Here is a 24,014-nt window from a genome sequence, read left to right as displayed (position 1 = left end):
ATTCTGCGGTGCCCCGATTTCTCGCCGATCTCACCCCGCTGCGGGTGAGCCCCGCCTACCGGCGGCTGTGGATCGGCAACGCGCTCTCCGCCGTCGGGACCCAATTGACCCTGGTGGCCGTGAGCCTGGAGGTCTTTCACCTCACCGGTTCCTCGCTGGCCGTGGGCATGCTGGGACTCTTCGCGCTCGTTCCCCTCGTGGTGGCGGGGCTGTACGGCGGGGCCGTGGCCGACCACATGGATCGGCGCAAACTCGCGCTCGGCTCGTCGTCAGTGCTGTGGCTGACCACGGCGCTCATCGCCGCGCAGGCCTGGATCGGCGTGGAGAACGTGTGGGTGCTCTACGTTCTGGTCGCCGTGCATTCCGGGGCCTCCGGGGTTAACCAGCCGACTCGAGGCGCCATCATCCCCGCCCTCGTGGGCACCAAGCTGTTGCCCGCCGCCAATGCCCTGAACATGATGACGTTCTCCGTGGCCATGATGGTCGGTCCGCTGTTCGGCGGCCTGCTGGTGGCCCACGTGGGCTACGCCTGGACGTACTCGGTGGACGTGGTGACCTTCCTCGCTGCGCTGTATGCGGTGTGGCGGCTGCCCTCGCTGCCGCCTGGGGCAACGAGCAACACGGGCGGTACCGAATCTCTTGACGGACGACGGGCGGGCTGGTCCTCCGTGGTGGAGGGCTTTCGCTTCCTCGCCACCCGGCCCAATCTGCGGATGACGTTCCTGGTGGACATCGTGGCCATGGCCACCGCTTTTCCCCGCGCCCTGCTGCCGGCGGTCGGTTCGGTGGTGCTGGGTGGTGGGGAGACCGCCGTCGGGATTCTGCTGGCCGCCATGGCACTCGGGGCGTTCTTCACGGGGCTGTTCTCGGGACCATTGACGCGCATTGTCCGCCACGGTGCGGCGGTGTACTGGGCGATCGTCGCGTGGGGGCTGGTCGTGGCCGGGTTCGGGGTCGTCGTGTTTCTCGCCGCACGGGCCGGTGCCGAGGGCGCCGACCCGCTGGTGTTCCTGTGGCCAGCGGCGGCCTGTCTCGCCCTGGCCGGGTGCGCGGACTCCGTGTCAGGCGTCTTCCGTAACACGATCCTGCAGTCGGCGGCCCCCGACCATCTGCGAGGGCGGCTGCAAGGAGTGTTCGTGGTGGTCGTCGCCGGCGGTCCACGGGTGGGGGAGATGCTCACCGGCGGTGCCGCCGAACTGTTGACCGAACCGGTGACGCTGATGGTCGGGGGCCTGCTCTGCGTACTCGGTGTCAGCGCCTTGATGCGGTGGCAGCCCGGCTTCCTAAAGTACGACTCCCGCCATCCGGTGCCCTGAAACTCGCCTGCGGCTGACGCTGTCCTGTCCGGAATCTGCCGCCGCTGACGTACGTTGTATCTGTCAGAGCCCTGTTCTTGTCAGAGCCCTGTTCTACTCAGAGCCCTTCGCGGAAGGATCGTCTCGAATGCACCAGCACCACAACGGACTGAAGACCGCCCTGCTGTTCGCCGGCCTGTTCGCGGTGCTGCTGGCCATCGGTGCGGTCATCGCTGCCGGCACCGGCCGGGCGTGGTGGATCGGCATCTTCGCCCTCCTCGGGCTGGCCTCCACGGCGTACAGCTATTGGAACAGCGACAAGATCGCCATCCGATCGATGCGTGCCTACCCAGTGACGGAGCGGGAACAACCGGAGATGTACCGCATCGTCCGGGAACTGTCCGAGGCGGCCGACCAGCCGATGCCGCGGATCTTCGTGGCGCCGACGTCGTCCCCCAATGCCTTCGCCACGGGGCGCAACCCGAAGAACGCCGCCGTGTGCTGCACCGAGGGCATCCTGCAGATCCTCAACGCCCGCGAACTGCGCGGAGTGCTGGGGCACGAACTGATGCACGTCTACAACCGGGACATCCTGACCGCGTCCGTAGCCGCCGCCGTGGCTGGTGTCATCACCTCGGTGGCACAGTTCATGATGTTCTTCGGCGCCGGCCGGGACCATCGTGGGGGCAACCCGCTGGCGATGATCGCGTTGGCCATTCTCGCGCCGCTGGCCGCTTCGCTGATTCAGATGTCGATCTCCCGCACCCGCGAATACGACGCCGACGAGGACGGTGCGACGCTGACCGGCGACCCGCTGGCCCTGGCCTCAGCGTTGTACAAGCTCCAGAACGGCATTCAGGCCGCACCGCTGCCACAGGAGCCGAAGCTGCAGAACACGGCTCACCTGATGATCGCGAACCCGTTCCGGAACGTGAAGGCCATGTTCTCCACACACCCGCCGATGGCCGAACGTGTTCAGCGACTCGAAGGCATGGCGCGCCAGTTGGGTCAGGGCTGACCGAAAACTAGCCGGTGGGCAGTAAGCCTCCGGCGCGTTCCCACGCTCGCGCCAAGCGGCCGTCAACGGGCGCATCGAGCAGCTCTTGGGCCGTTTCCTCGGCCTTCCGCATCCTCTCGACGGCGGACTGCCGGGCCTCTTCGGTGATCGCTCGTTGACGCCGGTACCAGTCGCGGTACTCGTCCTGCGGCGTCACGGCGACCGATTCCAGTTGCGCGGCAACTCGCTGGTGGTTGCGCTCGGCCGCCCGCAGCCGCTCCGACTCCAGCACCTGATCGACGAACCCGCCATGCACCATCAGGCCCACCTCCGCGTCGATCCCCTTGCGCAGGGCCACGGTCAGGACGGTCTCCGGGGACACTCCGGCGGTGTCCGCTTCCCAGGCCTGGTCGATGATCGGACGACCGCGCTGGGCGTCCACGAGGACTTCGCCGAGCTGGGCATCGAGCGTACTGACGATGCCATCAGGAGTGATCAGATAGAGCATGGCGCATCCTCAGCGGAAGTTGATGAACTGCAGGTCGGCGTCTTCGAAGTCTTTCAGCAGCGAGATGGTCGCCTGCAGATCATCCCGGGATTTGGACGAGACCCGCAACTCATCACCCTGGATGGTGGCTTTGACGGATTTCGGTCCCTCGTCGCGAATCAGCTTGGTGATCTTCTTCGCGGTCGGCTGGTCGATGCCCTCCTTGATGGCCGCCTCGATGCGGTACTCCTTGCCGGAGGCGTAGGGCTCTCCGGCGTCGAGGGACTTGAGCGAGATGTTGCGCTTGACCAGCTTGGACTGGAAGACGTCCAGCACGGCCTTGACGCGCTCCTCGGAGTTGGCCTTCATCAGGATCGTCTCGCCGCTGTACTCGACCTCTGCTCCGACTCCCTTGAAGTCATAGCGCTGCGCGATCTCCTTCTGCGCTTGGTTCAGGGCGTTGCTGACTTCCTGCTTGTCGACCTTGCTGACCACATCAAACGTCGAATCGCTCGCCATGGCTCCTCTTCTGCGGTGTAGTTCTGTGGAGTGGTTCTACGGTGTTTGCTGCCAGCCTACCGGTGGGCCGAGAGGCCGTAGAGGGCCCGGGTCGAAGTTCTCGATTCGAAATCCGCGCCGAGCTCCGGTAAAGTGAGATGTCGCCGACCGAACGGATCCCCTTCCGATCGGATGGACGCCTGGCAGATTACCCGAGCGGCCAAAGGGGGCTGACTGTAAATCAGCTGGCATTGCCTTCACTGGTTCGAATCCAGTATCTGCCACGCAGTGAAAACCACCGCGGAGCGTTGAGCTCCGCGGTGGTTTTTTTGTGCCTGCTGGGGTCTTCGACGCCCTGCGGCAACGGTATCGAGCTTCGGCACGTCAAATTGATCATTGAGTATGTCCACCATGGTCACAGCCAACAGTCCTTTCTAGGATGGCGATCACCCGCCGATGGTGTGTCCTGCCTCACAGGTGGCAGGCCCTCCATCGGGGTGTCATCCCTCGCGAAAGGACAGCAAGCACATGAAATCTCCCAGACCGGACCGCCGCCCCCCAGGACTGAACGTCCTCGTCGCCGCCGGTACCGCGGGCCTGTTGCTCAGTTCGATGACCGGCGTGGCCACGGCCGCGACTCCGGATTCTTCAACTGTCACCTCCACATCGGTCTCCTCCACATCGGTCTCCTCCACAACGACCACAACGCCCCTGCAGCAATGTCAGGACTTGGCCGGTTTCGAGTTTGAGTCAACGGTCATCACCTCTGCCGAGAGCGTTCCGGCCGGAACACTGTCCAATCGAGGCGAACCCATCGACGAGCACTGCCTGGTCACCGGACACATGAACGAACGGACCAGCGAGGTCGACTCGGAGCGGTACGCCATCGGCTTCGAGATGCGTTTGCCCCAGAAGTGGGACGGACGGTACCTGTATCAGGCCAACGGAGGCATGGATGGCTCGGTGAGCACGGCTCTGGGGGAAGTAGGCGGAGGTGAGAGTGGGCTGCAGATGGGGATGGCCGTGATCAGTTCCGACGCCGGACACAACAGCGACCAGAACCCCACCTTCGGTCTCGATCCGCAAGCGCGTCTGGACTACGGCTATCAGGCCGTGGGCACGCTGACTCCGATGGCCACGTCGCTCATCGAACAGGCCTACGGCCAGCCGCCCCACCACTCGTACATCACCGGTGGATCCAACGGTGGTCGCCACACCATGGTTGCCGCATCCCGCTACACCGATGAGTATGACGGCTTCCTGGCCTTGGCTCCGGGTTTCAATCTTCCGCAAGCTGCGGTGGCCCAGCTGTGGGAAGCCCAGCAATGGGACACGGTGGCGACGAGTGAGGATCCCGCCTCGGCCCTGACTCAAGACGAGCGAGAGGTACTCGCAGCTGCCATTCGCGAACAGTGCGACGACCTGGACGGACTGGCCGACGGCATAGTGCACAACAGTGCTGCATGCCAGGAAGAGTTCTCGGTCGAGGCGCACGTGCCGACGTGCGAGGGCGGTCGGGACGGCACCTGTCTGAGTAGCGAGCAAAAGGTCGTGGTGTCGAGCGTCTTCGCCGGAGCGACCACGAGCGAGGGCGAGGATGTGTACCGGTCCTTCCCGTACGATCCCGGACTGGTCTCGGGGGGATGGGGGTTTTGGAACTTTACTGCACCCATCAATCTGGACTCCACGGCGGTCGGCTATGTGTTCTCCGTTCCGCCCTTTGCTCCGGACTTGAACGCACTGCGCGAGTTCGCTCTTCAGCTGGACATCGACGAGGCGAACGCGTCCATTTACGAGAGCTCCGACGAGTACAGCGAAAGCGCGATGGAGTTCATGACACCGCCAGATCTGACCTATCAGGATCTGAAGTCCAGCGGCGGCAAGATGATGGTCGTCCACGGCGCCTCCGACGGCGTCTTCTCCATGGACGACACCACCGCCTGGTATCGGAACCTGGAAGAGGCGCACGGCGGCGACGCATCAGACTTCGTCCAGTACTTCCAGGTGCCCGGAATGGACCACGTTTCCGGGGGCCCGGCCACTGATCAGCACAACGCCTTGGCCGCGTTGGTCGACTGGGTCGAGCAAGGGGACCGGCCGGAGGAGCTTCGCGCTTGGGTCGATCCGGAGAACCCCGAGCTGCCGGCGGAATGGTCGACAGAACGTTCCCGCCCGCTCTGTGCGTACCCGGCGGTGGCGGAGTACACCGGAGGCGACGCGGAAGCCGCCTCGAGCTTCGAATGTGGCGCTCCCGACTCTGAGGAGCCGATCACGTTCTCAGACAACGAACCGGGCTCGGCGTACTTTGCTCCTGTGCAATGGATGGCGAACAACGGTATCTCCGTCGGATATGCGGACGGGACATTCAAGAAGAACCGGGATGTCTCTCGGGGGGAGACCACCGCGTTCCTGCACCGCTATGTGCAGCCGGAGTTCAGCGTTCCTCAGGACAGTCCTTTCAGTGACGTGAATCCCGGTGGTGCGTACTTCACTCCGATCACGTGGGCATCGGCAGAGCAGATCACCGCGGGATACGCCGACGGCACGTTCAAACCCTCCCGGGCGGTGAGCCGTGGCGAATTCGCGGCGTTCCTGTATCGGCTGGAGTCTCCGCAGCACACTGCTCCGGCCGAGAGTCCTTTCGGTGACCTCAGCGTCGGGGGCGCGAACTACGACGCCATCACGTGGCTGGCATCTCAGGGCATCACCGTGGGTGACACCCAGGGTGATTTCCATCAATCCGACGAGATCACCCGGGCCGAGATCTCGGCGTTCATGCAACGCTACGACCGGGTGGCTGTCGACTAGCGCCCGTTCATGACGCCACGGGCAGGGGCATCAGATCCCAGATGGTGCAGAAGGACCCGTCCGGGGCTCCCATGACGGCCTGGTAGTAGGCCCAGGACCAGGCCGGCGCTCCGTTCGAATCGGGCGGCGCCATCGGACAATCGCCTGGATTCATCCACGTGCCGTCCGCGCAGATGAAATCCAGGTAGTCAGCGATGGCGCCGTCCCTCGGCGGGCGCAGGGACTCCTTCAGATCTTCCACCGAGGCCACGCCGTACAGTTCGGTGGCCTGCGAGTCCAGGACCAGCCCGCAGTCCCGTTCGAAGGCCTGCACCCATTCGATGGACTCCTGCAACGCCTGATGCGGATCCTCGTGGGGTACCACCACCATCACTGTGGTGCGTTGGCCCGGGACCATCGTCCCGGGATCGGCGGGGCCGTGCTTATGGGGTTGGTGCTGCTGCTGCGTCATCGTCCGTTCCTGGGAAGTTGGGGTACCTGGTGCTTCCGACGCTAGGAAGGTGCAGGGCCTGGGCATCGGGGAGATCACGCCAGTGGTGGGCAACGAGCGAAGGCGCGTCACTTGTGGAGCAGTTCGGGAGCGGCCGCAGCTGTGGACGGCAGGAGCGGGCGATGCGGTCTCGCCGTTAGGGTGGGGGGATGGCAACCAAGGACATCACCGAAGCAGAATTCGAACAGACCCTCACGGAGAATGACGTCGTCTTCGTGGACTTCTGGGCTGACTGGTGCGGACCGTGCAAACAGTTCGCCCCGGTTTACGAGAAGGTCTCCGAGGAACACTCGGACGTCGTGTTCGGCAAGGTGGACACCGAAGCCGAGCGAGGCCTCGCCGCCGCCGCGAACATCTCCTCCATCCCCACCCTCATGGCCTTCCGCGAGAAGGTCCTCGTCTACGCCGAGCCCGGGGCCATCAATGCCGGCCAGCTCGAGGAACTCGTCACCGCGGTCAAGGGGCTGGACATGGACGAGGTGCGGGAGCAGATCGCCAAGCAGCAGAACTGAGCTCCGTCTTCAGTCCCATCGTCCCTCCCGAGAACCTCAGCGGAGGCGGTGGTCCGCCGGCGCCAGCCGCGGCCCATGGCGGCTGAACCGATAACCGGACAGGCCGATCAGTCGCACCACACGCTGGCGATGGCCTGGCCATGGTGCGAGCAGCCGCAACATCCCGACGTCGTCCGTGCGCCGGCCGCTGAGTGCCTCGCCGACGTGATGGGCCAGGTGGTAGTCACCCACGGACACCGTGTCCGGTGCTCCGTGAGTGCGCTGCACCGTCTCGGCCGCCGTCCAGGGACCGATCCCGGGAATGCTGGTCAGCTTGGACAGCGCCTGCTCCACGGGTTCGACGGACAACCGCTCTACGGCGGACGCCCGTGCGGCCACCCGCACCATGGCGGCCGACTGGGCCGGCTGCACCCAGCCGGAGTGCCACTGCCACGAGGGTACCCGGCACACTGCCTCGGCGGTGGGCGGCAGGAACATCCCCTCCGGCGCCGGAGCCGGCGGCTGTTCCCCGTGCGTCCTGAGCAACCAGCGCCAGCCGGACCGGGCCTGATCATGAGTGACTTTCTGCTCCAAGACGACCGCGAGCACCTGGTCCACCATCCGCCCCGTCGAGGGCAAGCGGAGTCCGGGATGTGACCGTCGCGCCTGCACGACGGCCCGGGGAAGCCCGGATTCTCCAGAGGCGAGCAACGCATCGAAACCGGACCAGTCGTCCTCGAGTCCCAGCAGTCGCGACGCTCCCGCTACCGCCGTCGGGGCTCCGGGGCCCCACGCCAACACGTGGATCGGGCCCGGTTCGAATGGCGAGTGAGCAGGCCGGACCAATAGCGTCGCCGGATCCCCCGAGCCCGGAATCCGGAAACACAGCCACATCCCCTCGGGCCTGGACTGCACCGCCGGGTCGGCCCGGCCGCGTTGGAGAACCCCCAGAGTCCGGCGCACGTCCACGGGGACGCCCGGCTCCAGGATCGCCGAAGCATCGGGCGTCGGCAGAGAAACATGCATCCTCACATTCTCTCGCAGTCCTCCCGCAGTCCTCCCGCAGTCTTCCCGCAGTCACGGGGATTCATGCTCTTCACGCGCCCGCCGGCCTCAGCGGTACGGTGGGGATCATGAACGCGCAGCCCGAGAATGCCGGTAGTTCCCAGCACGATCCCCAGAATGAACACGGCATGAAATACGCCGAGAATGTCTTGGGTCTGATCGGCAACACGCCCCTGGTGAAACTCAACAAAGTCACCAAGGGGATCAAAGCCACCGTGCTGGTCAAGCCGGAGTATCTGAATCCCGGCGGCTCGGTGAAGGACCGCATCGCGCTGAAGATGATCGAGAATGCCGAGGCCGAGGGCAAGATCTCCGACGGCGGCACCGTGGTGGAGCCGACGTCGGGCAACACCGGAGTCGGCCTGGCCATGGTGGCCCAGCTCAAGGGCTACCGCTCCGTGTTCGTCACCCCCGGCAAGGTCGGCCAGGAGAAGCGCGACGTTCTGAAGGCCTACGGCGCGGAGGTCGTCGTCACGACCGCCGCCGTTCCTCCCGAGTCGGAGGAGTCCTACTACGGCGTGGCCAACCGTCTGGAACGGGAGATCCCCGGCGCCTACCAGCCCAACCAGTTCTTCAATCCCTCCGCGCCCGAATCGCACTACGAGACCACCGGTCCGGAGATCTGGGAGGACACCGCCGGCCGCGTCACGCATGTGGTGATCGGCGCGGGCACCGGTGGAACCATCACCGGAGTCGGCCGGTACCTCAAGGACGTCTCCCGGGACCGTGACGCCGGCCCCGTCCGCGTGATCGGCGCCGACCCGGACGGCTCCATCTACTCCGGAGGCGACGGCCGGCCCTACTCCATCGAGGGCGTCGGCGAGGACATGTGGCCCGGCAACTATGACCCCTCCGTGCCGGATGAGGTGATCGCCGTGGACGACGCCGATTCCCTCGAGATGACCCGTCGCCTCGCCGCCGAAGAGGGACTGCTGGTGGGCGGATCGTCCGGAATGGCCGTCGTCGCCGGTCTCCGTGCCGCTCGAGACCTGGACGAGGACGACGTCATGGTCATCATCCTGCCCGACTCGGGCCGCGGATACCTGGGCAAGATCTTCAACGAGACGTGGATGGACGAGATGGGCTTCACCACGTCCACCCCGGCCTCGGTGCTGCCACAGAACGCGCTGCCACCGAAAGCACAGCCGGCGGACGCGCCCGACGACGGCCCGGCGGCCGGCCGCTGGAACATCACCGTGGCCGAGCTGCTCCAGGAGAAATCGGCGTGGTTGCCGGGTGCCCTGCCGTCGGTGGTGACGGCACCCCAGGACGCCACGCTGGCCGAGGCGATCTCCACTATGAACCGCTACGGCGTGGACGCACTCCCGGTGATCGATGCCCCCCGCGAAGACCTGCGGATCGGGGAGGTGCTCGGCGCCGTGGACGCCGTCACCCTGACCGACCTGCTCGCCTCCGGGCGTGCGACGGCGGGGGAGCCCGTGGCCGATCACGCCGGCGATCCGTTGCCGAAGATCAACGTCAACGCGGACCTGGCCGCTGCCCGTGAGGCCCTGCGGTCGGCTCCTGCCGTGATGGCCACCCGCAATGGCATGGTGGCCGGCATCGTCACCCTGCACGACCTCCTGGCCCGCGTGGCCCGATAACCGCCTGACCGACCCCGCTGAACTCGCTGAGAGGAACCGTCATGACCGAGCGTGCCGCAGAGCCCGACGAGAACGTCCACACCGACCAGCCCGCCGAGACCACCGAACAGGAGGACGGCCTGCGTCCCAGCGCCGGATTCAACACCCGCGCCATCCACGCCGGTCAGTCCTTCGAACCGCTCACCGGCGCCGTGGTGCCTCCGGTGCACCTGTCCACCACCTACGCCCCGGAGTCCGTGGGGCAGCTGAGGCGTGGCTACGACTACGGTCGCGGCACCAATCCCACCCGCGACTCCCTGCAGGACCAGCTGGCAGCACTGGAAGGCGGCGTGGACGGTGGGGCGCTCGCGTACACCTTCGGTTCCGGTCTGGCCGCCGAGAACGCACTGATCCACGCCGTGGCCGCCCCCGGGGCGCACATCGTTATGGGCAACGACGTCTACGGCGGCACCTACCGCCTGATCGACAAGGTGCTCGGACCCTGGGGCATCGGCCACACAGTGGTGGACATGGCCGACGTGTCCGCTGTGGAGAAAGCCCTGGCAGAGACGAAGGCCGCCATCCTGTGGCTGGAGACGCCGTCCAACCCGATGATGAAGATCTCGGACATCGCCGCACTCGCCGAGACTGCCCACGCGGCCGGCGCGCTGCTGGTCGTGGACAACACCTTCGCGACGCCGTACCTGCAGCTGCCGCTGGAACGCGGCGCCGACGTCGTGGTCCATTCCACGACCAAGTACATCGGCGGGCACTCGGACGTCATCGGCGGTGCCGTGGTGGTCCAGGACCCGGAACTGGCCGAGAAGGTGAAGTTCCAGCAGTTCGCCGCCGGTGCGGTGAACGGCCCGCTGGACGGCTACCTCACCACTCGTGGTCTGAAGACCCTGGGGGTGCGGATGGATCGTCACAACGCGAACGCCTCCACCATCGCGCAGTGGCTGCTCGACCGTCCCGGCGTGGAACGGGTGCTGTACCCCGGCCTGCCGGACCACCCCGGTCACGAGCTGGCCTCTCGTCAGATGCGCGGCTATGGCGGCATGGTCTCCGTGCAGTTCACCGGGGGCGCCACAGCAGCCAGGAAGGTCGCCGAGACCACCCGGTTGTTCCAGTTGGCCGAGTCCCTGGGCGGCGTCGAATCGCTGATGAACTACCCGGCGGCCATGACCCACGCCTCGGTGGCGGGCACCGAGCTGGCCGTGCCGGACAACCTGGTGCGCCTGTCCGTCGGCATCGAGGATGTCGCCGACCTGATCGACGACCTGGACCGGGCGATCAGCGCTGTCTGAGCTACCTTGGATCCGAGTAGCACGAATTGTCGAAGCCAGGCGTCAATGGCGGTAGATCGTGCTACTTCGATGTCTGGTCATCTGAGCCGGCGGCGCACCTGCGGCAGCCACAGCAGGATGGCCCCGGCCAGGAGCACGACGGCGACGGTGATCAGCAGCGGGTGACCGCGCACGATCAACGGGATCCCGATGACCAGGGCCACCGCCGTCAGCAGGCCCGAGGCGCTGCGCCGGGAGCGCAGCAACTGGACCGTGCCGGTGCCGGCGGCCAGGGTGAGGATCCCGGCCGCGCCGGCCAGGACGAACTGTCCCGTCTCGCCGCCGAGCAGGTCGTCGCCCGGAGCGGGCGCGGGCATCGAGATTCCCGAGATGATGAACGATGCCGTCAGCAGGGCGAACAGCACGGTCGCCACCGCCCACCACCACCGCGCGATGGTCACCATGACTGGTCTGCCGGCGTCGGACGGCTCTGTTGGCCGGGCAGACGGGGTACCCCGGTGTGTCTCCCTCTCCCTTTCCCTCTCCTTCTCCTGCGCTTTCTCCTGCCGAAGACGCTCTTGATCTTGGCGGGACGAGTCCAAAAAGGCACGGGTCGCCTTGCCGGCGGCACGGGCGAAGCGGTGATCGGGATTCTGTTCGGGCACGTGATGAGCCTAACGGTCGGCGGGCGGGCGTGATGCGCTAGACTGGAGGGACCATTCCGGTCAGATCCCCTGTGCATGCCTCATGAGGCATCGAGTTGTGTGGCCCGTTCCCGGCAGAGTGCCAGCGGTACGGGCGGCCGGTCCCAAACCTCCTCCGTTCCTCCGTTGCAGAGCTGTGCCGCCCGTGCGGCCGAGTCGCCATCGGAACCGGCAGAGCGGGGACCGCCAGGAGAAATGGAACGGGCGTGAAGTTGGACCACGCCACGGGGAGCACCGGAGAGCACTAGTCCGTTGCGTTGCGGCATCCAACCGGCCGCAGACTCGACCCCCGTTAGGAATCACCGTGTCCGAACACGCCCAGAATGAAGACCCTCAGACCGAGGCCCAGACGCCGGGTTTCGCCGACCTCGGCATTGACAGCCGCGTCATGGCGGCCATCTCCGACCTCGGCTATGAGACTCCCTCGCCGATCCAGGCCGAGACCATCCCCTTGCTGCTGAAGGGCCGCGACGTCGTCGGGCTGGCCCAGACCGGTACCGGCAAGACGGCCGCGTTCGCCGTGCCGGCCCTGTCCCGGCTCGCCGAGAAGGCCGATGCCAACGGCGTGGCCAACACACCGCAGATCCTCGTGCTGGCTCCCACGCGCGAGCTGGCCCTGCAGGTCGCCGAGGCCTTCACCACCTACGCCAAGCACATCCAGGGCGTCACCGTGCTGCCCGTCTACGGTGGCGCACCGTACGGACCGCAGCTGTCCGGCCTGCGCCGTGGCGCCCAGGTCGTCGTCGGTACCCCCGGCCGTGTCATCGACCACCTGCAGAAGGGATCCCTGGATCTCTCGGACCTGCAGTACATGGTGCTGGACGAGGCCGACGAGATGCTCCGCATGGGGTTCGCCGAGGAAGTGGACCAGATTCTGTCCGCCACTCCGGACCAGAAGCAGACCGCTCTGTTCTCGGCCACCATGCCGCGAGCCATCCAGCGGATCTCCGGCAAGTACCTCAACGACCCGGTGGAGATCACCGTGGCCGCCAAGAACACCACGGCCGGCAACATTCGCCAGCGCTACCTTCAGGTCACCGGCGGGTGGAAGCTCGAGGCGCTGACCCGCATCCTCGAGACCGAAGAGCACGACGGCGTCATCGCCTTCGTTCGCACGCGTAACGCCACCGAGGAACTCAGCACCAAGCTCAACGCCCGTGGTTTCCGCGCCGTGGCGCTCTCGGGCGACGTCGCGCAGAACCAGCGCGAGAAGACCGTGGACAATCTGCGCGCCGGCCGCGTCGACATCCTCGTGGCCACCGATGTGGCGGCCCGCGGACTCGACGTCGAGCGGATCAGCCACGTCATCAACTACGACATCCCGCATGACACGGAGTCGTACGTGCACCGCATCGGCCGCACCGGCCGTGCCGGTCGTTCCGGTGACGCCGTGCTGTTCATGACCCCGCGCGAGAAGTACCTGTTGCGGGCCATCGAGAAGGCCACCCGCCAGAGCGTGGAGCAGATGCACATGCCCTCCGTGGCAGACGTGAACACCTCCCGGATGGGTCGGTTCAGCGCCAAGATCACCGAGACCCTCTCCGAGGGCGACCTCGGCGTGTTCCGTGAACTGGTCGAGTCCTACGTGGCCGAACACGGTGCCGAGCCGGAGGACGTCGCCGCCGCGCTGGCGAAGATGGCACAGGGCGGGCGACCGCTGCTTGCCGAGGAACCGGATCTGCCGCCGGCCAAGATGGCCCGCGGCGAGGGTCGCGGCGAACGGGACGGCCGGGGTTCTCGCGGACCACAGCGCGGTCCCGCCGAGGGCAACGCGACCTACCGGATCTCCCTCGGCCGTCAGGATCGGGTGCAGCCCGGCAACATCGTCGGGGCCCTGGCCAACGAGGCCGGACTGCGGTCGAACCAGATCGGTCACATCGATATCCGGTCCAACCACTCCCTCGTGGAGCTGCCGGCCGACCTGAACAGCCAGCAGTGGGACGCCTTGGGCAACACCACCATCAACGGTCGCCCGATCGATCTGCAGATCGACAGCGGACGCCCGACGCGAGCGGAGCGCGATGGCAAGCCGTTCCGTTCCGGCGGTGGCTTCAAGGGCGGCAACAAGGGTGGATTCAAAGGTGGTTTCAAGGGCGGAAAGAGCGGATTCAAGGGCGGTCGGAAATCCTCCGAACAGCCTTCCCGCGATCGCTACTGATCCCGTGTGGACGTGAGGCCACCTCGATTTCACCTCCCGGTGTATCGCTGGTAGAGTTTCACGTCGTTGCCCCGATAGCTCAGTGGTAGAGCGCCATCTTGGTAAGATGGAGGTCCCGGGATCGATTCCCGGTCGGGGCTCTGAATGAGAGCCCGTGCGTTGCGAGATGTCGCGGCACGGGCACACTCATTTCACGGCGGCGTAGCTCAGCTGGTTAGAGCGCACGACTCATAATCGTGAGGTCGGGGGATCGAGTCCCCCCGCCGCTACAGAAACAAGACCCGGAGCCGCGAATCGCGCTCCGGGTCTTGTGCTGTCTGGAGGGTCTGTTCCATCTCACCGCCTCCGTAGACCTCAGTGAGCCAGCGTTTCCCTCGCGGAAATCACTCCGCGCCATCGGCGGAAACATCTTCTTGGCATCGTGGCGGATAACCGCGAGCAGAGAGGTATCCGCCATGGCCGTGAGCACCGATACGAGCACCGATACCAGCCCTGACACCAGCCCCGACACCGTCGGCGCCCCTCCCACCGACCGGTTGGTGATGGGCCGGGGACGGTGGGTGAGTAACTGGCAATCCGAGAACGAACAGTTCTGGAACGGTCCAGGACGTCCTGCCGCACGCCGCAACCTGTACTGGTCCGTCTTCTGCGAGTTCCTCGGTTTCGCCGTCTGGCAACTGTGGTCGGTCACCGTGGTGTTCCTGCCGGGGGCCGGATTCGATCTGACCACCTCGCAACAGTTCTGGCTCGTCTCCCTGCCGCCGTTGGTGGGAGCCGTGCTGCGGGTGCCGTACAGCTTCACCGTGGCCATCTTCGGGGGCCGGAACTGGACCGTCATCTCGGCGCTGCTGCTGCTGATCCCCACCATCCTGTTGGCCATCACCCTCGCCAACCCCGGCACACCGCTGTGGATGCTGTTCGCCGTGGCGGCCACGGCCGGTTTCGGCGGCGGGAACTTCGCCAGTTCGATGTCCAACATCACCTTCTTCTTCCCGGCACGGGAAAAGGGAGCGGCGCTGGGGCTGAACGCGGCCGGCGGCAACGTCGGCGTCGCCGTCGCGCAATTCCTGGTTCCACTGGCCGTCACCCTGCTGGCCTTCGGCACACTGCAGCCGAACCTGTCCATGGCGGGACTGATCTGGATTCCCCTGATTCTGGTGGCCGCGTGGGGCGCCCAGCGCTACATGCACAACCTCTCTCACGCCAAGAACGATCTCAAGGGCTCCCTCTCGGCCTTGCGGGAACCGCACCTGTGGCTCATCGCCGTGATCTACGTGGGGACCTTCGGCTCGTTCATGGGCTTCGGCTCGGTGTTCCCCACCTTGATCAGCATGATGTTCCCGGACTACTCGAGCATCCAGTTGCTGGGCGCCGCGATCTCGATGGCCTTCCTCGGCCCGTTGGTCGGCTCGCTCGCTCGGCCCTTCGGGGGCCGGCTCGCCGATCGCCGTGGAGGGGCCCGGGTCACCATCCAGTGCTTCATCGCCATGGCAGCCGTCACCGCGGCCGTGGTCTTGACCCTGCCCTGGCAGAACTTCTGGCTCTACCTGGCGCTGTTCCTGGTCCTGTTCACTCTGACCGGCATCGCCAACGGGTCCAGCTATCGGATGATCCCGCTGGTCTTCCGGCTGACCGTTGACGCCGACGACCGCGTCGGTCACGAGCGGAAGTCCTCGGCCGCCTTGGGCTTGATCGGTGCCGTCGGCGGCTTCGGCGGATTCATGATCCCGCAGGTGCTCAACGCCTCCCACAGCGCCAACGGCTCCTTCGACGCCGCCTTCTGGTCCCTGTGCGCCGCCTACGTGGCCCTGGCCGGGTTCACCTTCCTCGTCTACCACCGCCCCGGTTCCAGGTTGGCCGCCGCGAATGTCTGAGACCCGCACGCATTGCCCGTACTGCGCCCTGCAGTGCGCCATGACGCTTACCGTGCCGGAGCCGGGCACCACTGATCTCCCCGCCACCGAACTCCCCGTCACGGTGGCCGGGGCCGAGTTCCCCACCAACCACGGCCGGCTCTGCCGCAAGGGCGCCACCGCGGCGACGCTACTGGGGGACCGGCCGGACCGGCTGACCCAGCCGCTGCTGAGGGACGGCGATTCCCTGCGAGAGGCCACGTGGGACGAGGCCCTCGACGTGGTGGTCAGCCGCATCACCGCCCTGCAACGCACGCACGGAGCGGACGCCATCGGAGTGTTCGGCTCCGGCTCCCTGACCAATGAGAAGGCGTACACCCTGGGGAAGTTTGCCCGCACGGCGCTGGGCACCTCGCGGATCGACTACAACGGGCGCTTCTGCATGTCCTCGGCGGCGAAGGCGTCCACTGAGGTGTTCGGCCTGGACCGGGGCCTGCCCTTCCCACTGAGCGACCTGGACTCCGCCTGCACCGTGATGCTGCTCGGCTCCAACGTGGCGGACACCATGCCGCCGTTCGTCCAGCACCTGGAGCGGGCGCGGAACCGTGGTGGGCTCATCGTGGTGGATCCGCGCCGCTCCACCACGGCAGCCCTGACCGACGACGGCGCAGGTCACCATCTCGCCCCGGCGCCCGGGGGAGATCTGGTCTTGCTGCTGTCCGTGGCACACGTGGTGCTCGCCGAGGGGTTGGCCGATGAGACGTACCTGCGTGATCGGGTCACCGGACTGGACGGGTTTCGCCGGACCGCCGATGAGTGGTGGCCCGAGCGCGCCCAGACCGTCTGCGGAGTCTCGGCCGAGCGCATCCGGTGGCTGGCCCGGCACCTGGCAGGGGCCGCCCGCGCGTCGAAGGCCGGGGGAGAGCCGGTCTTCATCCTCACCGGCCGGGGAGTGGAACAGCACCGCGACGGGACGGACACCGCCCGGGCGGCCATCAGCCTGGCCCTGCTGCTGGGATTGCCGGGGACGCGGCGCGGCGGCTACGGCACCCTGACCGGACAGGGCAACGGCCAGGGCGGACGGGAGATGGGCCAGAAATCAGACCAGTTGCCGGGGTTGCGCTCCATCACCGATCCCTCCGATCGGGAAACGGTCGCCCGGCTCTGGGGCACCACCGCCGAGGCCCTGCCGGGGGCCGGGCTGCCGGCGACCCAACTGCTGCACACCCTGGGTGAACCCCACGGTGTCAAGGCGCTGCTCGTCCACGGCGCCAACGTGGTGATCTCTGCACCGGACGTCCAGCGCGTGAGCGACGGGTTGCGCGCGCTCGATCTGGTGGTGGTCTGCGACTTCTTCCGCTCCGAGACCGCTGAACTGGCCGACGTCGTGCTCCCGGTCCTCCAGTGGGCCGAGGAGGACGGGACCATGACGAGCCTGGAAGGCCGGGTGCTCCGGCGGCGCAAGGCCCTGGAAGGCCCCGAGGGCGCCCGGTCGGAACTGTGGATTCTGGCCGAGCTGGCCCGCCGTCTGGGCAGCTCCGTTCCGCTGGCCGATGATCCCGCCGAGGTCTACTCCGAGATCGGTCGCGTGACGGCCGGTGCCCGCGCCGACTACTCGGCCCTGGCCTGGGATCAGGTCGGTGAGGTGGCCGCCTACTGGCCGCTGACGGACCCGGACCGTCAACCGTCGCCCGAACGCTCCGCCAGCGGGGAACCGGTGACCGGCACGCCCCGGGTCTTCACGGAGACGTTCGCCCACGCCGACGGGAAGGCCCACCTGGCGCCTATCCACGTCCGCGCACCTCAGCCGGCGTCGCCGCAGGGTCTGACGCTGACCACCGGGCGGCTGATGGAGCACTACCAGTCGGGCACGCAGACTCGACGGGTTCCGGACCTGATGGCCGTTCACCCCGAGGCGACCGTCTCGGTCCATCCGGCCACGGCCGGCCATCTCGGGCTCGCGGAGGGGGACGCCGCGGAACTGACCAGCGCGTCCGGGACCATGCGGGCGCGCACGGTGCTCGACGCCGGCCTGCGCACCGACACCGTGTTCGTTCCCTTCCACTTCGCGGGCGAGGGCACGGCCAACCGCCTGACGGCGGGACTGCTGGATCCGCACAGCCAGATGCCCGAGTTCAAGAACACGCCCGTGACACTGCACCCCGTCAGCCATCCCACCCACCACCCAGTCAGCCACCCCGCCCACCACCCCGTCAGCGAGTCCAGCCATGCGTGAGCCCCTGCGCATCGTCGTCGTCGGTGGTGGCCCGGTGGCCGCGCGGCTGGTCGAGGAACTGCGGCCGGCCCTGACCGTGGGCGCCGTGCAGGTCACGGTCGTCGGTGAGGAGCCGGTGCCGGCGTATCAGCGGATCCGGATCGGTGACGTCGCGAGCGGCCGGATCGACGGGGCCACGTTGTCCATGCTGGACCCCGAGGAGTTGAGCGCCATCGGCGTGGAGATCCGATGCGGGGTCACGGCGGTGTCTATCGACCGCCCTAGCCGTACCGTCCACCTTCAGGACGGCAGCTCTGTGCTCTTCGATCGTCTGGTGCTGGCCACGGGCGCCGAGGCCGTGATCCCCGAGTTCCCGGTGACCGGGGCGGTCGGGGGCATTGTGCCCACCGCGCCCACGGCAGAACAGCCGGCCGGCGTGATGGCCCTGCGGGATCTGGCCGACGCCCGCCGGCTCCACGAGGCCGTGCGTCAGGGCGATCCGGTGGTCGTGCTCGGCGGCGGCGTCCTCGGCGTGGAGGCCGCCCTCGCGCTGGCAGAGGTCGGCGCCGCCGTCACCCTCCTCTACCGGGGGGCGGTTCCGTTGGAGCGCCATCTGGACCGGGACGCCGGGATGCTGTTGCGCCGCGAACTGGCGCGGGCGGGTGTCCAGGTCAAATCCGACTGCGGGGTGCAGCAGCTCATCGTGGCGGCGCGGGCGGAGGACCGGGCGACCCCCGACGACGGCGTCCCGCGCCTCGTCGCCGTGCGCACCACCCAGGGTGGCCGGTTGGCCTCAGCCCTGTTGGTGGCATGCACCGGCGTCCGGCCTCGCGACGAGCTGGCGCGCGCGGCCGGGCTGACCACGCTGTCCCGCGGCGGCGTCGTCGTGGACCGTGCTGGGCGCAGCCCGGACGACCCCGCGGTCCTGGCCATCGGCGACTGCGCCGCACCACTGGGTGAGCGACCCACCGGACTCATCGGGCCGGGTTGGGACCAGGCCCACGCCGCCGCTCTCGCCCTGCGTGACGACGCCGGCTGTCCGGCCGAGGTGGAGCGCGACGCAGCTGGCCAGCCGGTCCCCGCTTTGCAGCCCAGCGCCGAACCCCGCGCCGACCGCCTGGACCCGCTGATCCTCAAGTCGCATACCCTCAGCCTGGCCTGTGCCGGGACCGTCACGGCCGACCCCTGGGATCCGGAGGGGCCGGACGTGTCCACCTGGACCGACCCCCGGGCCGGGCAGTACCTGCGCATCGTCACGGAGGGGGAGCGGCTCCTCGGATTCATCTCGGTCGGCCTGCCCCGCTCGGCGGCGGAACTCTCACGGCATTGCCTGACCGGGACCATTCCCGTGGCTGATCGCAGCTCCCTGCTGGCCCTCGAATACGCTGCCGGGGACACGCTGCTCAGCCCGGAGGACGTGCTCTGCCGGTGCTCCGGCGCCACGGCCGGTCAGGTGGAGGAGGCCGCCGGGGACTGCGAGACCGTGGACGCGGTGGGCGATCGCTGCGGGGCGGGGACCGGCTGCGGGACCTGCCGCAGTCAGATCGAGGAGATGCTGGCTAAACAGCCAGCCGGTAGCCCCGCTTGACCACGGTGGTCACGAGGCCGGGCACGGGCAGCAGTTTCCGCAGTCGCCAGACCAGCATCTCCAGGGCATGTTCCGACTCACAGTGACGCAGCGCCGTCAACAGATGGTCGCGGGACAGGACGGCGCCCTCGGCGCTGATCAGTTCGTGCAGGAGCGCCAAGGGCCCGGGCGGCAGCCGGACCGGCTCCGTCTGGTGGTCGATCAGGTGAACCTGGGCTCCGCGCACCTCCACCGGCCCGAGCCGTGTCTGCACGCGCAGCACCTGCTTCTGCTCCAGGTGCTCACACACCAGCCGGATCATGGCACCCAACCGCCAGCGTTCCGGCACGAGCGGCCGGATACCGGCCTCATGCAGGGGACCGGCCGTGACCTTCCCGACGACGGCCGTCAGCACCTCAGAGCGCAGCGCCTCGAGCAGCCGGTCCAGTTTGCCGTACTGCTGGGCCACGGACAGGAACGCCTCAACGGCCGGGGCCGCCGTGAAGGTGATGACGTCCAGCTGGCGGTCGATGGCGGCGTCGATCATCCGCAGCAGCGCCGAGTCTTCGGCCGGCCGAGCCCACGTGTAGGGCATGACGGTCAGCACCCGAGCGCCGGCCCGCTCCAGTCGTCCGATCTGCTGGTGGTCCAGCATGCCGTGCAGTTGGAAGGCGATGGTCCGGCCCGCGACGTTCCGGGCCCGGAGCATCTCCACCAGGGTCGCGGTCCGCTCGTCCGGAGCCGAGCCCTGATCATCGAGCCCGGCGGCGCGGACGGCGCCGCGGGCCTTCGGACCGCGCACGAGAATGGCGGATTCGGACAGCGTCTGGTGCAGGTCCGTTCCGAGCCCGTAGGCGTCGGCGGCCTCCATCCATCGGCGCATCCCGTAGGCGGTGGTGATGATGGTGAAGTCCGGCAGGGCGGCGATGACCCGGCGAGTGTCCCGGTGCAGACTGACGGACTCGGTCAACGGAGCGATCCGCAGCGCCGGGGCGTGCATCACCTCGGCCCCGCGGCGTTCGAAGGCCGAGATGAGTTCGTCGCTGCGGCGGTCCGAGGTCACTCCGAGGCGAAATCCGGCCAGGGTCTGGGGAAGTTTCTGCTCCGGCGTCGGTGCCGGCAGCTGTGGTGTGGAGGTCATGCGTGGTCCACCAGAGTAGCCATGCCGCGCATCAGTTCCGGCGCGTCCGGAGCCAACCGGACCACCTCGCCGATGACCAGCACCGCGGGGGAGGAGAGGCCCTGCACCGCGGCGGTCATCGCGATCCGGTCCAGGGAGGCGATGCAGACCCGCTGTTCCGGTGTGCAGCCCCGCTCGATGATGCCCACGGGGGTGTCCGCAGTGAGACCGTGCCGCAGCAGTCCGGCGGTGGTGTGCCCCAGGGTGCCGATGCCCATCAACACCACGGCGGTGCCGCCGAGCTGGGCGAGTCCGGAGAGTTCCTCCTCGCTGAGCGGATCGTGACCGGAGATCACGGTGAACGACTTGCTCAGACCACGGGCCGTGACGGGGATCCCCGCGGCCGCCGGAACGGACACCGCCGAGGTGATACCCGGTACCACCGAGACGGGCACTCCGGCGGCCTCGCACGCTTCGACCTCCTCACTGCCCCGGCCGAAGACGAACGGATCGCCGCCCTTGAGCCGCACCACGCGCAGTCCGGACAGCGCCGACTCCACGAGCAGCCGGTTGATCTCCTCTTGGGCGACCTTGTGGTGCCCGGGACGTTTGCCGACGTCCACCAGCCGCGCTCGGGGAGCCCACGTGGCCAAGTCGTCGCTGGGGGCCAACCGGTCGAAGTACACGACGTCGGCCGTCTCGAGCGCCCGTAGCGCCCGCACCGTCAGCAGATCGGCGGCGCCGGGGCCGCCGCCGACGAGAGTCACGGAGCCTGGAACCATCACAGCTCACCTCGCACCGGGATCCGCGGACCGGAGAGCACGACAGCGGCCGACTCCCGTTCCTCATCCGTGGCCGGACGGCGCTGGTCGCGTTCGAGGACGTAGGGAAGGCTGGAGGCGTCCTCCGGGGCGTTGACGAAGCCGCGGAACCGGCTCAGGCGCTCCGGGTCCGCCAGGGTCTGGGCCCATTCGTCCCGGTATTTGTCCTGGTGCTCGGCAACGACGCGTTCCAGGTCGTCGGCGATGCCGAGCGAGTCCTTCACCACCACGTCGTACAAGTGGTCGATCCCGCCGGGCAGCTCCTCCATCCAGCGGGCCGTGCGCTGCAGCCGTTCGGCCGTGCGGATGTAGTAGACCACGTAGCGGTCGATGTAGCGCAGCAGGGTCTCGTCGTCCAGGTCCTTGGCCAGCAACTGGGCGTGGGCCGGCGTCGCTCCGCCGTTTCCGCCGACGTACATGTTCCAGCCCTCGCTGGTGGCGATGATGCCGACGTCTTTGCTGCGCGCCTCGGCGCACTCGCGGGCGCATCCCGAGACGCCGAACTTCATCTTGTGCGGAGACCGCAGTCCGCGGTAGCGCTCTTCGAGGTCGATCGCCATGGAGACCGAGTCCTGCACGCCGTAGCGGCACCACGTGGAGCCCACGCAGGACTTCACATTGCGCAGCGCCTTGCCGTACGCCTGCCCGGACTCGAAACCGGCGTCCACCAGCCGGCGCCAGATCTGCGGCAGCTGCTCCAGCCGCGCCCCGAAGAGGTCGATCCGCTGGGCACCGGTGATCTTGGTGTACAGGTCGAATTCCTCGGCGACGGCGGCGATGACGGCCAGCTTGGCCGGCGTGATTTCACCGGCCGGGATCCGGGGAACCACCGAGTACGTGCCGTCCTTCTGCATGTTCGCCAGCGCGCGGTCGTTGGTGTCCTGCAGGCCGCCCCGGCCTTCGCCCAGGATGTACTCCTCGTGCTGGGTGGCCAGCACGGAGGCGATGACCGGCTTGCAGATGTCGCAACCGAAGTTGAGATCCGGATCGGCCGGCGCGCCGAAGCGGGCCACGATCTCGCTGAAGGTGCTCAACCGGGTGGCCTGCACGGCCTCGAAGAGTTCGGAGCGAGAGAACTCGAAGTGCTCGCACAGCGCCGTGGAGACCTCCAGCCCCAACTCGGTCATCTGTTTCTCCATGACCTTCTGGGCGGCCGGCAGGCACGATCCGCACTGTGTCCCGACGCCGGTGCAGGACTTGAGGGCGCCGATGTCCGCGCAGCCGTCGCACACCGCCGCGCGCAGGGTGCCGGCACTGACGTCCTTGCAGGAGCAGACCTGGGCGTCGTCGGGCAGCTCCAGATCCATCGGGGCGCCGCTGCCGGCGGCCGAGAGGAAGGCCCCGGCCTCTCCCGGCAGTTCGCGGCCCAGCAAGGGGCGCAGGGAGGCATAGGGGGTGGCGTCGCCGACGAAGACGCCGCCGAGCAGCGTGCGGGCGTCCTCGGAGACCACGAGCTTCTGATAGATTCCGCCGGTCGGGTCAGCGTAGACGACCTCGAGCGCCCCGGGCGTGGTGGCGAAGCCGTCCCCGAAGCTGGCCACGTCGAGGCCCGAGAGCTTGAGCTTGGCCGCGGTGTCGAAACCGGGGAAGGTGCCGGTGCCGCCGCACAGTCGGTCCGCGACGACCTCGGCCATCGTGTTCGCCGGGGCCACCAGTCCCATGCATTCGCCCCCGAAGCTGGCGACCTCGCCGATCGCCCAGATGTTCGGGACCGAGGTGGCGCACGTGTCGTCGATGACGAACCCGCCCCGAGGCCCTCGTTCCAGCACATCGGCGCCGAGCTCATCACGCGGGGTGATGCCGGTGGCGGCCACCACCAGGTCCACCTCGAGGTCGTCACCGGAGGGGAAGCGGAGCACGCCCTCCTCCACGGCGCTGGGGCGCTCACCGAGCTTGAGCACGTAGCCCTGTTCGGTGAGCAGGCGGTTGAGGGTGCGCCCGCCGAATTCGTCCAGCTGGGCGTTCATCACCCACGGTCGCGAGTGGACGACGGTGACATCGGCTCCCAGGACCCGGAGCCCGCCGGCGGCCTCCAGCCCCAGCAGCCCACCACCGATGACGGCGGCATGGGGCGTGCGGCCCAACTGCTCGGTGAGCTCGGCGACGGTGTCCCGCAACCGGTCGACATCGCCGATGGTGCGGTACACCACGATGTTCTCGGCGCCCGGGATGGCCGGAACGGCCGCGGCGCTGCCTGTGGCCAGCACCAACTCGTCCCATGCGAAGGTGAGGCCGTCTGCGGTGGTCAGTGACCGCGCGTCGGGATCCAGTCCGGTGATCCGGTTGCCGGTGTGCAGCGAGACCCGGGGATCGTCCCAAGGGGCCTTTTCGTCCAGGGATCCGAGGGGAAGGGGGTCAGAGGAGTCGATGAAGCGCCGGGACAGTGCCACCCGGTCATAGGGGGCCAGCGGTTCCTCGGTGAAGACCTCCAAGCGCAGTTCCGCGCGGTTCTCACCCTTGTTCTCACTGTTGTTCTCACTGCGGGAGAGCAACGCCTCGACCAGCCGATGGGCCGCCGGGCCACCGCCCACCACTGCTACGGTTCGCACAGTCATCGATCCCCCGTCTCATCCGGT

At 67.9% G+C, this 24,014-nt stretch carries 18 protein-coding genes and 3 tRNA genes; 13 read left to right on the top strand and 8 right to left on the bottom strand.

The window, feature by feature from the left end; translation table 11 throughout:
• The first annotated feature begins 8 nt into the window (after positions 1-8).
• Positions 9-1,316: an MFS transporter gene (locus ACFQQD_RS02435; RefSeq protein WP_378085825.1), complete on the top strand. Its 1,308-nt coding sequence runs from the start codon at positions 9-11 to the stop codon at positions 1,314-1,316.
• A 127-nt stretch (positions 1,317-1,443) separates the two neighbouring features.
• Positions 1,444-2,313 (top strand): zinc metalloprotease HtpX, encoded by an 870-nt coding sequence (htpX, locus tag ACFQQD_RS02430; RefSeq protein ID WP_378085823.1) that lies wholly within the window; start codon positions 1,444-1,446, stop codon positions 2,311-2,313.
• Between the two features lie 7 nt (positions 2,314-2,320).
• Here the strand turns inward: htpX and ACFQQD_RS02425 are convergent, their stop codons facing one another.
• Positions 2,321-2,800: a hypothetical protein gene (locus ACFQQD_RS02425; RefSeq protein WP_378085821.1), complete on the bottom strand. Its 480-nt coding sequence runs from the start codon at positions 2,798-2,800 to the stop codon at positions 2,321-2,323.
• A 9-nt stretch (positions 2,801-2,809) separates the two neighbouring features.
• The gene (locus ACFQQD_RS02420) at positions 2,810-3,298 is read right to left on the bottom strand and encodes a YajQ family cyclic di-GMP-binding protein (protein WP_378085820.1); all 489 of its coding nucleotides are present in this window, start codon (positions 3,296-3,298) and stop codon (positions 2,810-2,812) included.
• Between the two features lie 181 nt (positions 3,299-3,479).
• On the opposite strand from ACFQQD_RS02420, the gene ACFQQD_RS02415 reads away from it, so the two are divergent.
• Both ACFQQD_RS02415 and ACFQQD_RS02410 read left to right on the top strand, forming a co-directional pair.
• A tRNA-Tyr gene (locus ACFQQD_RS02415) sits at positions 3,480-3,561 on the top strand.
• A gap of 244 nt (positions 3,562-3,805) precedes the next feature.
• The gene (locus ACFQQD_RS02410; RefSeq protein ID WP_378085818.1) at positions 3,806-6,085 is read left to right on the top strand and encodes a tannase/feruloyl esterase family alpha/beta hydrolase; all 2,280 of its coding nucleotides are present in this window, start codon (positions 3,806-3,808) and stop codon (positions 6,083-6,085) included.
• Between the two features lie 7 nt (positions 6,086-6,092).
• Here ACFQQD_RS02410 and ACFQQD_RS02405 read toward each other — a convergent pair whose 3' ends face one another.
• Positions 6,093-6,536: a hypothetical protein gene (locus ACFQQD_RS02405; protein WP_378085816.1), complete on the bottom strand. Its 444-nt coding sequence runs from the start codon at positions 6,534-6,536 to the stop codon at positions 6,093-6,095.
• Positions 6,537-6,724: 188 nt separating this feature from the next.
• Between ACFQQD_RS02405 and trxA the strand changes: the two genes are divergently transcribed.
• Positions 6,725-7,087, top strand: coding sequence for a thioredoxin (gene trxA / locus ACFQQD_RS02400; RefSeq protein WP_378085814.1), 363 nt, complete (start codon positions 6,725-6,727; stop codon positions 7,085-7,087).
• 36 nt (positions 7,088-7,123) lie between these two features.
• Here the strand turns inward: trxA and ACFQQD_RS02395 are convergent, their stop codons facing one another.
• On the bottom strand, positions 7,124-8,092 hold the full coding sequence (locus ACFQQD_RS02395; RefSeq protein WP_378085812.1) for a DNA-3-methyladenine glycosylase family protein: 969 nt from the start codon (positions 8,090-8,092) through the stop codon (positions 7,124-7,126).
• A gap of 167 nt (positions 8,093-8,259) precedes the next feature.
• Between ACFQQD_RS02395 and ACFQQD_RS02390 the strand changes: the two genes are divergently transcribed.
• Together ACFQQD_RS02390 and ACFQQD_RS02385 are read left to right on the top strand one after the other, a co-directional pair.
• Positions 8,260-9,735, top strand: a complete 1,476-nt coding sequence (locus tag ACFQQD_RS02390; protein WP_378086093.1) for a cystathionine beta-synthase — start codon at positions 8,260-8,262, stop codon at positions 9,733-9,735.
• Positions 9,736-9,776: 41 nt separating this feature from the next.
• Positions 9,777-11,021 carry a cystathionine gamma-synthase gene (locus tag ACFQQD_RS02385; RefSeq protein ID WP_378085809.1) on the top strand — a complete coding sequence of 415 codons (1,245 nt, stop codon included), beginning with the start codon at positions 9,777-9,779 and terminating at the stop codon, positions 11,019-11,021.
• A 77-nt stretch (positions 11,022-11,098) separates the two neighbouring features.
• Here the strand turns inward: ACFQQD_RS02385 and ACFQQD_RS02380 are convergent, their stop codons facing one another.
• Positions 11,099-11,665, bottom strand: a complete 567-nt coding sequence (locus ACFQQD_RS02380; RefSeq protein ID WP_378085807.1) for a hypothetical protein — start codon at positions 11,663-11,665, stop codon at positions 11,099-11,101.
• Between the two features lie 343 nt (positions 11,666-12,008).
• Here ACFQQD_RS02380 and ACFQQD_RS02375 point away from each other — a divergent pair, with 343 nt between their 5' ends.
• The 6 genes from ACFQQD_RS02375 (at position 12,009) to ACFQQD_RS02350 (ending at position 19,518) form a co-directional block, all read left to right on the top strand.
• Positions 12,009-13,862, top strand: coding sequence for a DEAD/DEAH box helicase (locus ACFQQD_RS02375; protein ID WP_378085805.1), 1,854 nt, complete (start codon positions 12,009-12,011; stop codon positions 13,860-13,862).
• Positions 13,863-13,930: 68 nt separating this feature from the next.
• Positions 13,931-14,002: transfer RNA gene (locus tag ACFQQD_RS02370), tRNA-Thr, on the top strand.
• A gap of 55 nt (positions 14,003-14,057) precedes the next feature.
• A tRNA-Met gene (locus tag ACFQQD_RS02365) sits at positions 14,058-14,131 on the top strand.
• Between the two features lie 186 nt (positions 14,132-14,317).
• Positions 14,318-15,736 (top strand): MFS transporter, encoded by a 1,419-nt coding sequence (locus ACFQQD_RS02360; RefSeq protein WP_378085803.1) that lies wholly within the window; start codon positions 14,318-14,320, stop codon positions 15,734-15,736.
• A complete protein-coding gene (locus tag ACFQQD_RS02355) occupies positions 15,729-17,951 on the top strand; it encodes a molybdopterin oxidoreductase family protein (RefSeq protein WP_378085801.1) in 2,223 nt (740 codons plus the stop codon). Before ACFQQD_RS02360 ends, ACFQQD_RS02355 begins: the two co-directional genes overlap by 8 nt.
• A complete protein-coding gene (locus tag ACFQQD_RS02350; protein ID WP_378085799.1) occupies positions 17,944-19,518 on the top strand; it encodes an FAD-dependent oxidoreductase in 1,575 nt (524 codons plus the stop codon). Before ACFQQD_RS02355 ends, ACFQQD_RS02350 begins: the two co-directional genes overlap by 8 nt.
• Here the strand turns inward: ACFQQD_RS02350 and ACFQQD_RS02345 are convergent.
• From ACFQQD_RS02345 to nirB, 3 genes are read right to left on the bottom strand one after another with little or no spacing between them, the layout of a single operon-like run.
• Positions 19,490-20,638, bottom strand: coding sequence for a uroporphyrinogen-III synthase (locus tag ACFQQD_RS02345; RefSeq protein ID WP_378085797.1), 1,149 nt, complete (start codon positions 20,636-20,638; stop codon positions 19,490-19,492). The two genes, ACFQQD_RS02350 and ACFQQD_RS02345, sit on opposite strands and share 29 nt — an antisense overlap.
• Positions 20,635-21,399 carry a uroporphyrinogen-III C-methyltransferase gene (gene cobA, locus ACFQQD_RS02340; protein ID WP_378085795.1) on the bottom strand — a complete coding sequence of 255 codons (765 nt, stop codon included), beginning with the start codon at positions 21,397-21,399 and terminating at the stop codon, positions 20,635-20,637. Before cobA ends, ACFQQD_RS02345 begins: the two co-directional genes overlap by 4 nt.
• Positions 21,399-23,993, bottom strand: a complete 2,595-nt coding sequence (gene nirB, locus ACFQQD_RS02335) for a nitrite reductase large subunit NirB (protein WP_378085793.1) — start codon at positions 23,991-23,993, stop codon at positions 21,399-21,401. Before nirB ends, cobA begins: the two co-directional genes overlap by 1 nt.
• Positions 23,994-24,014: the final 21 nt, after the last annotated feature.

This window comes from Citricoccus sp. GCM10030269, from assembly GCF_042665635.1.
Taxonomy (GTDB): Bacteria; Actinomycetota; Actinomycetes; order Actinomycetales; family Micrococcaceae; genus Citricoccus.
This window is presented reverse-complemented; position numbering and strand designations above follow the sequence as displayed.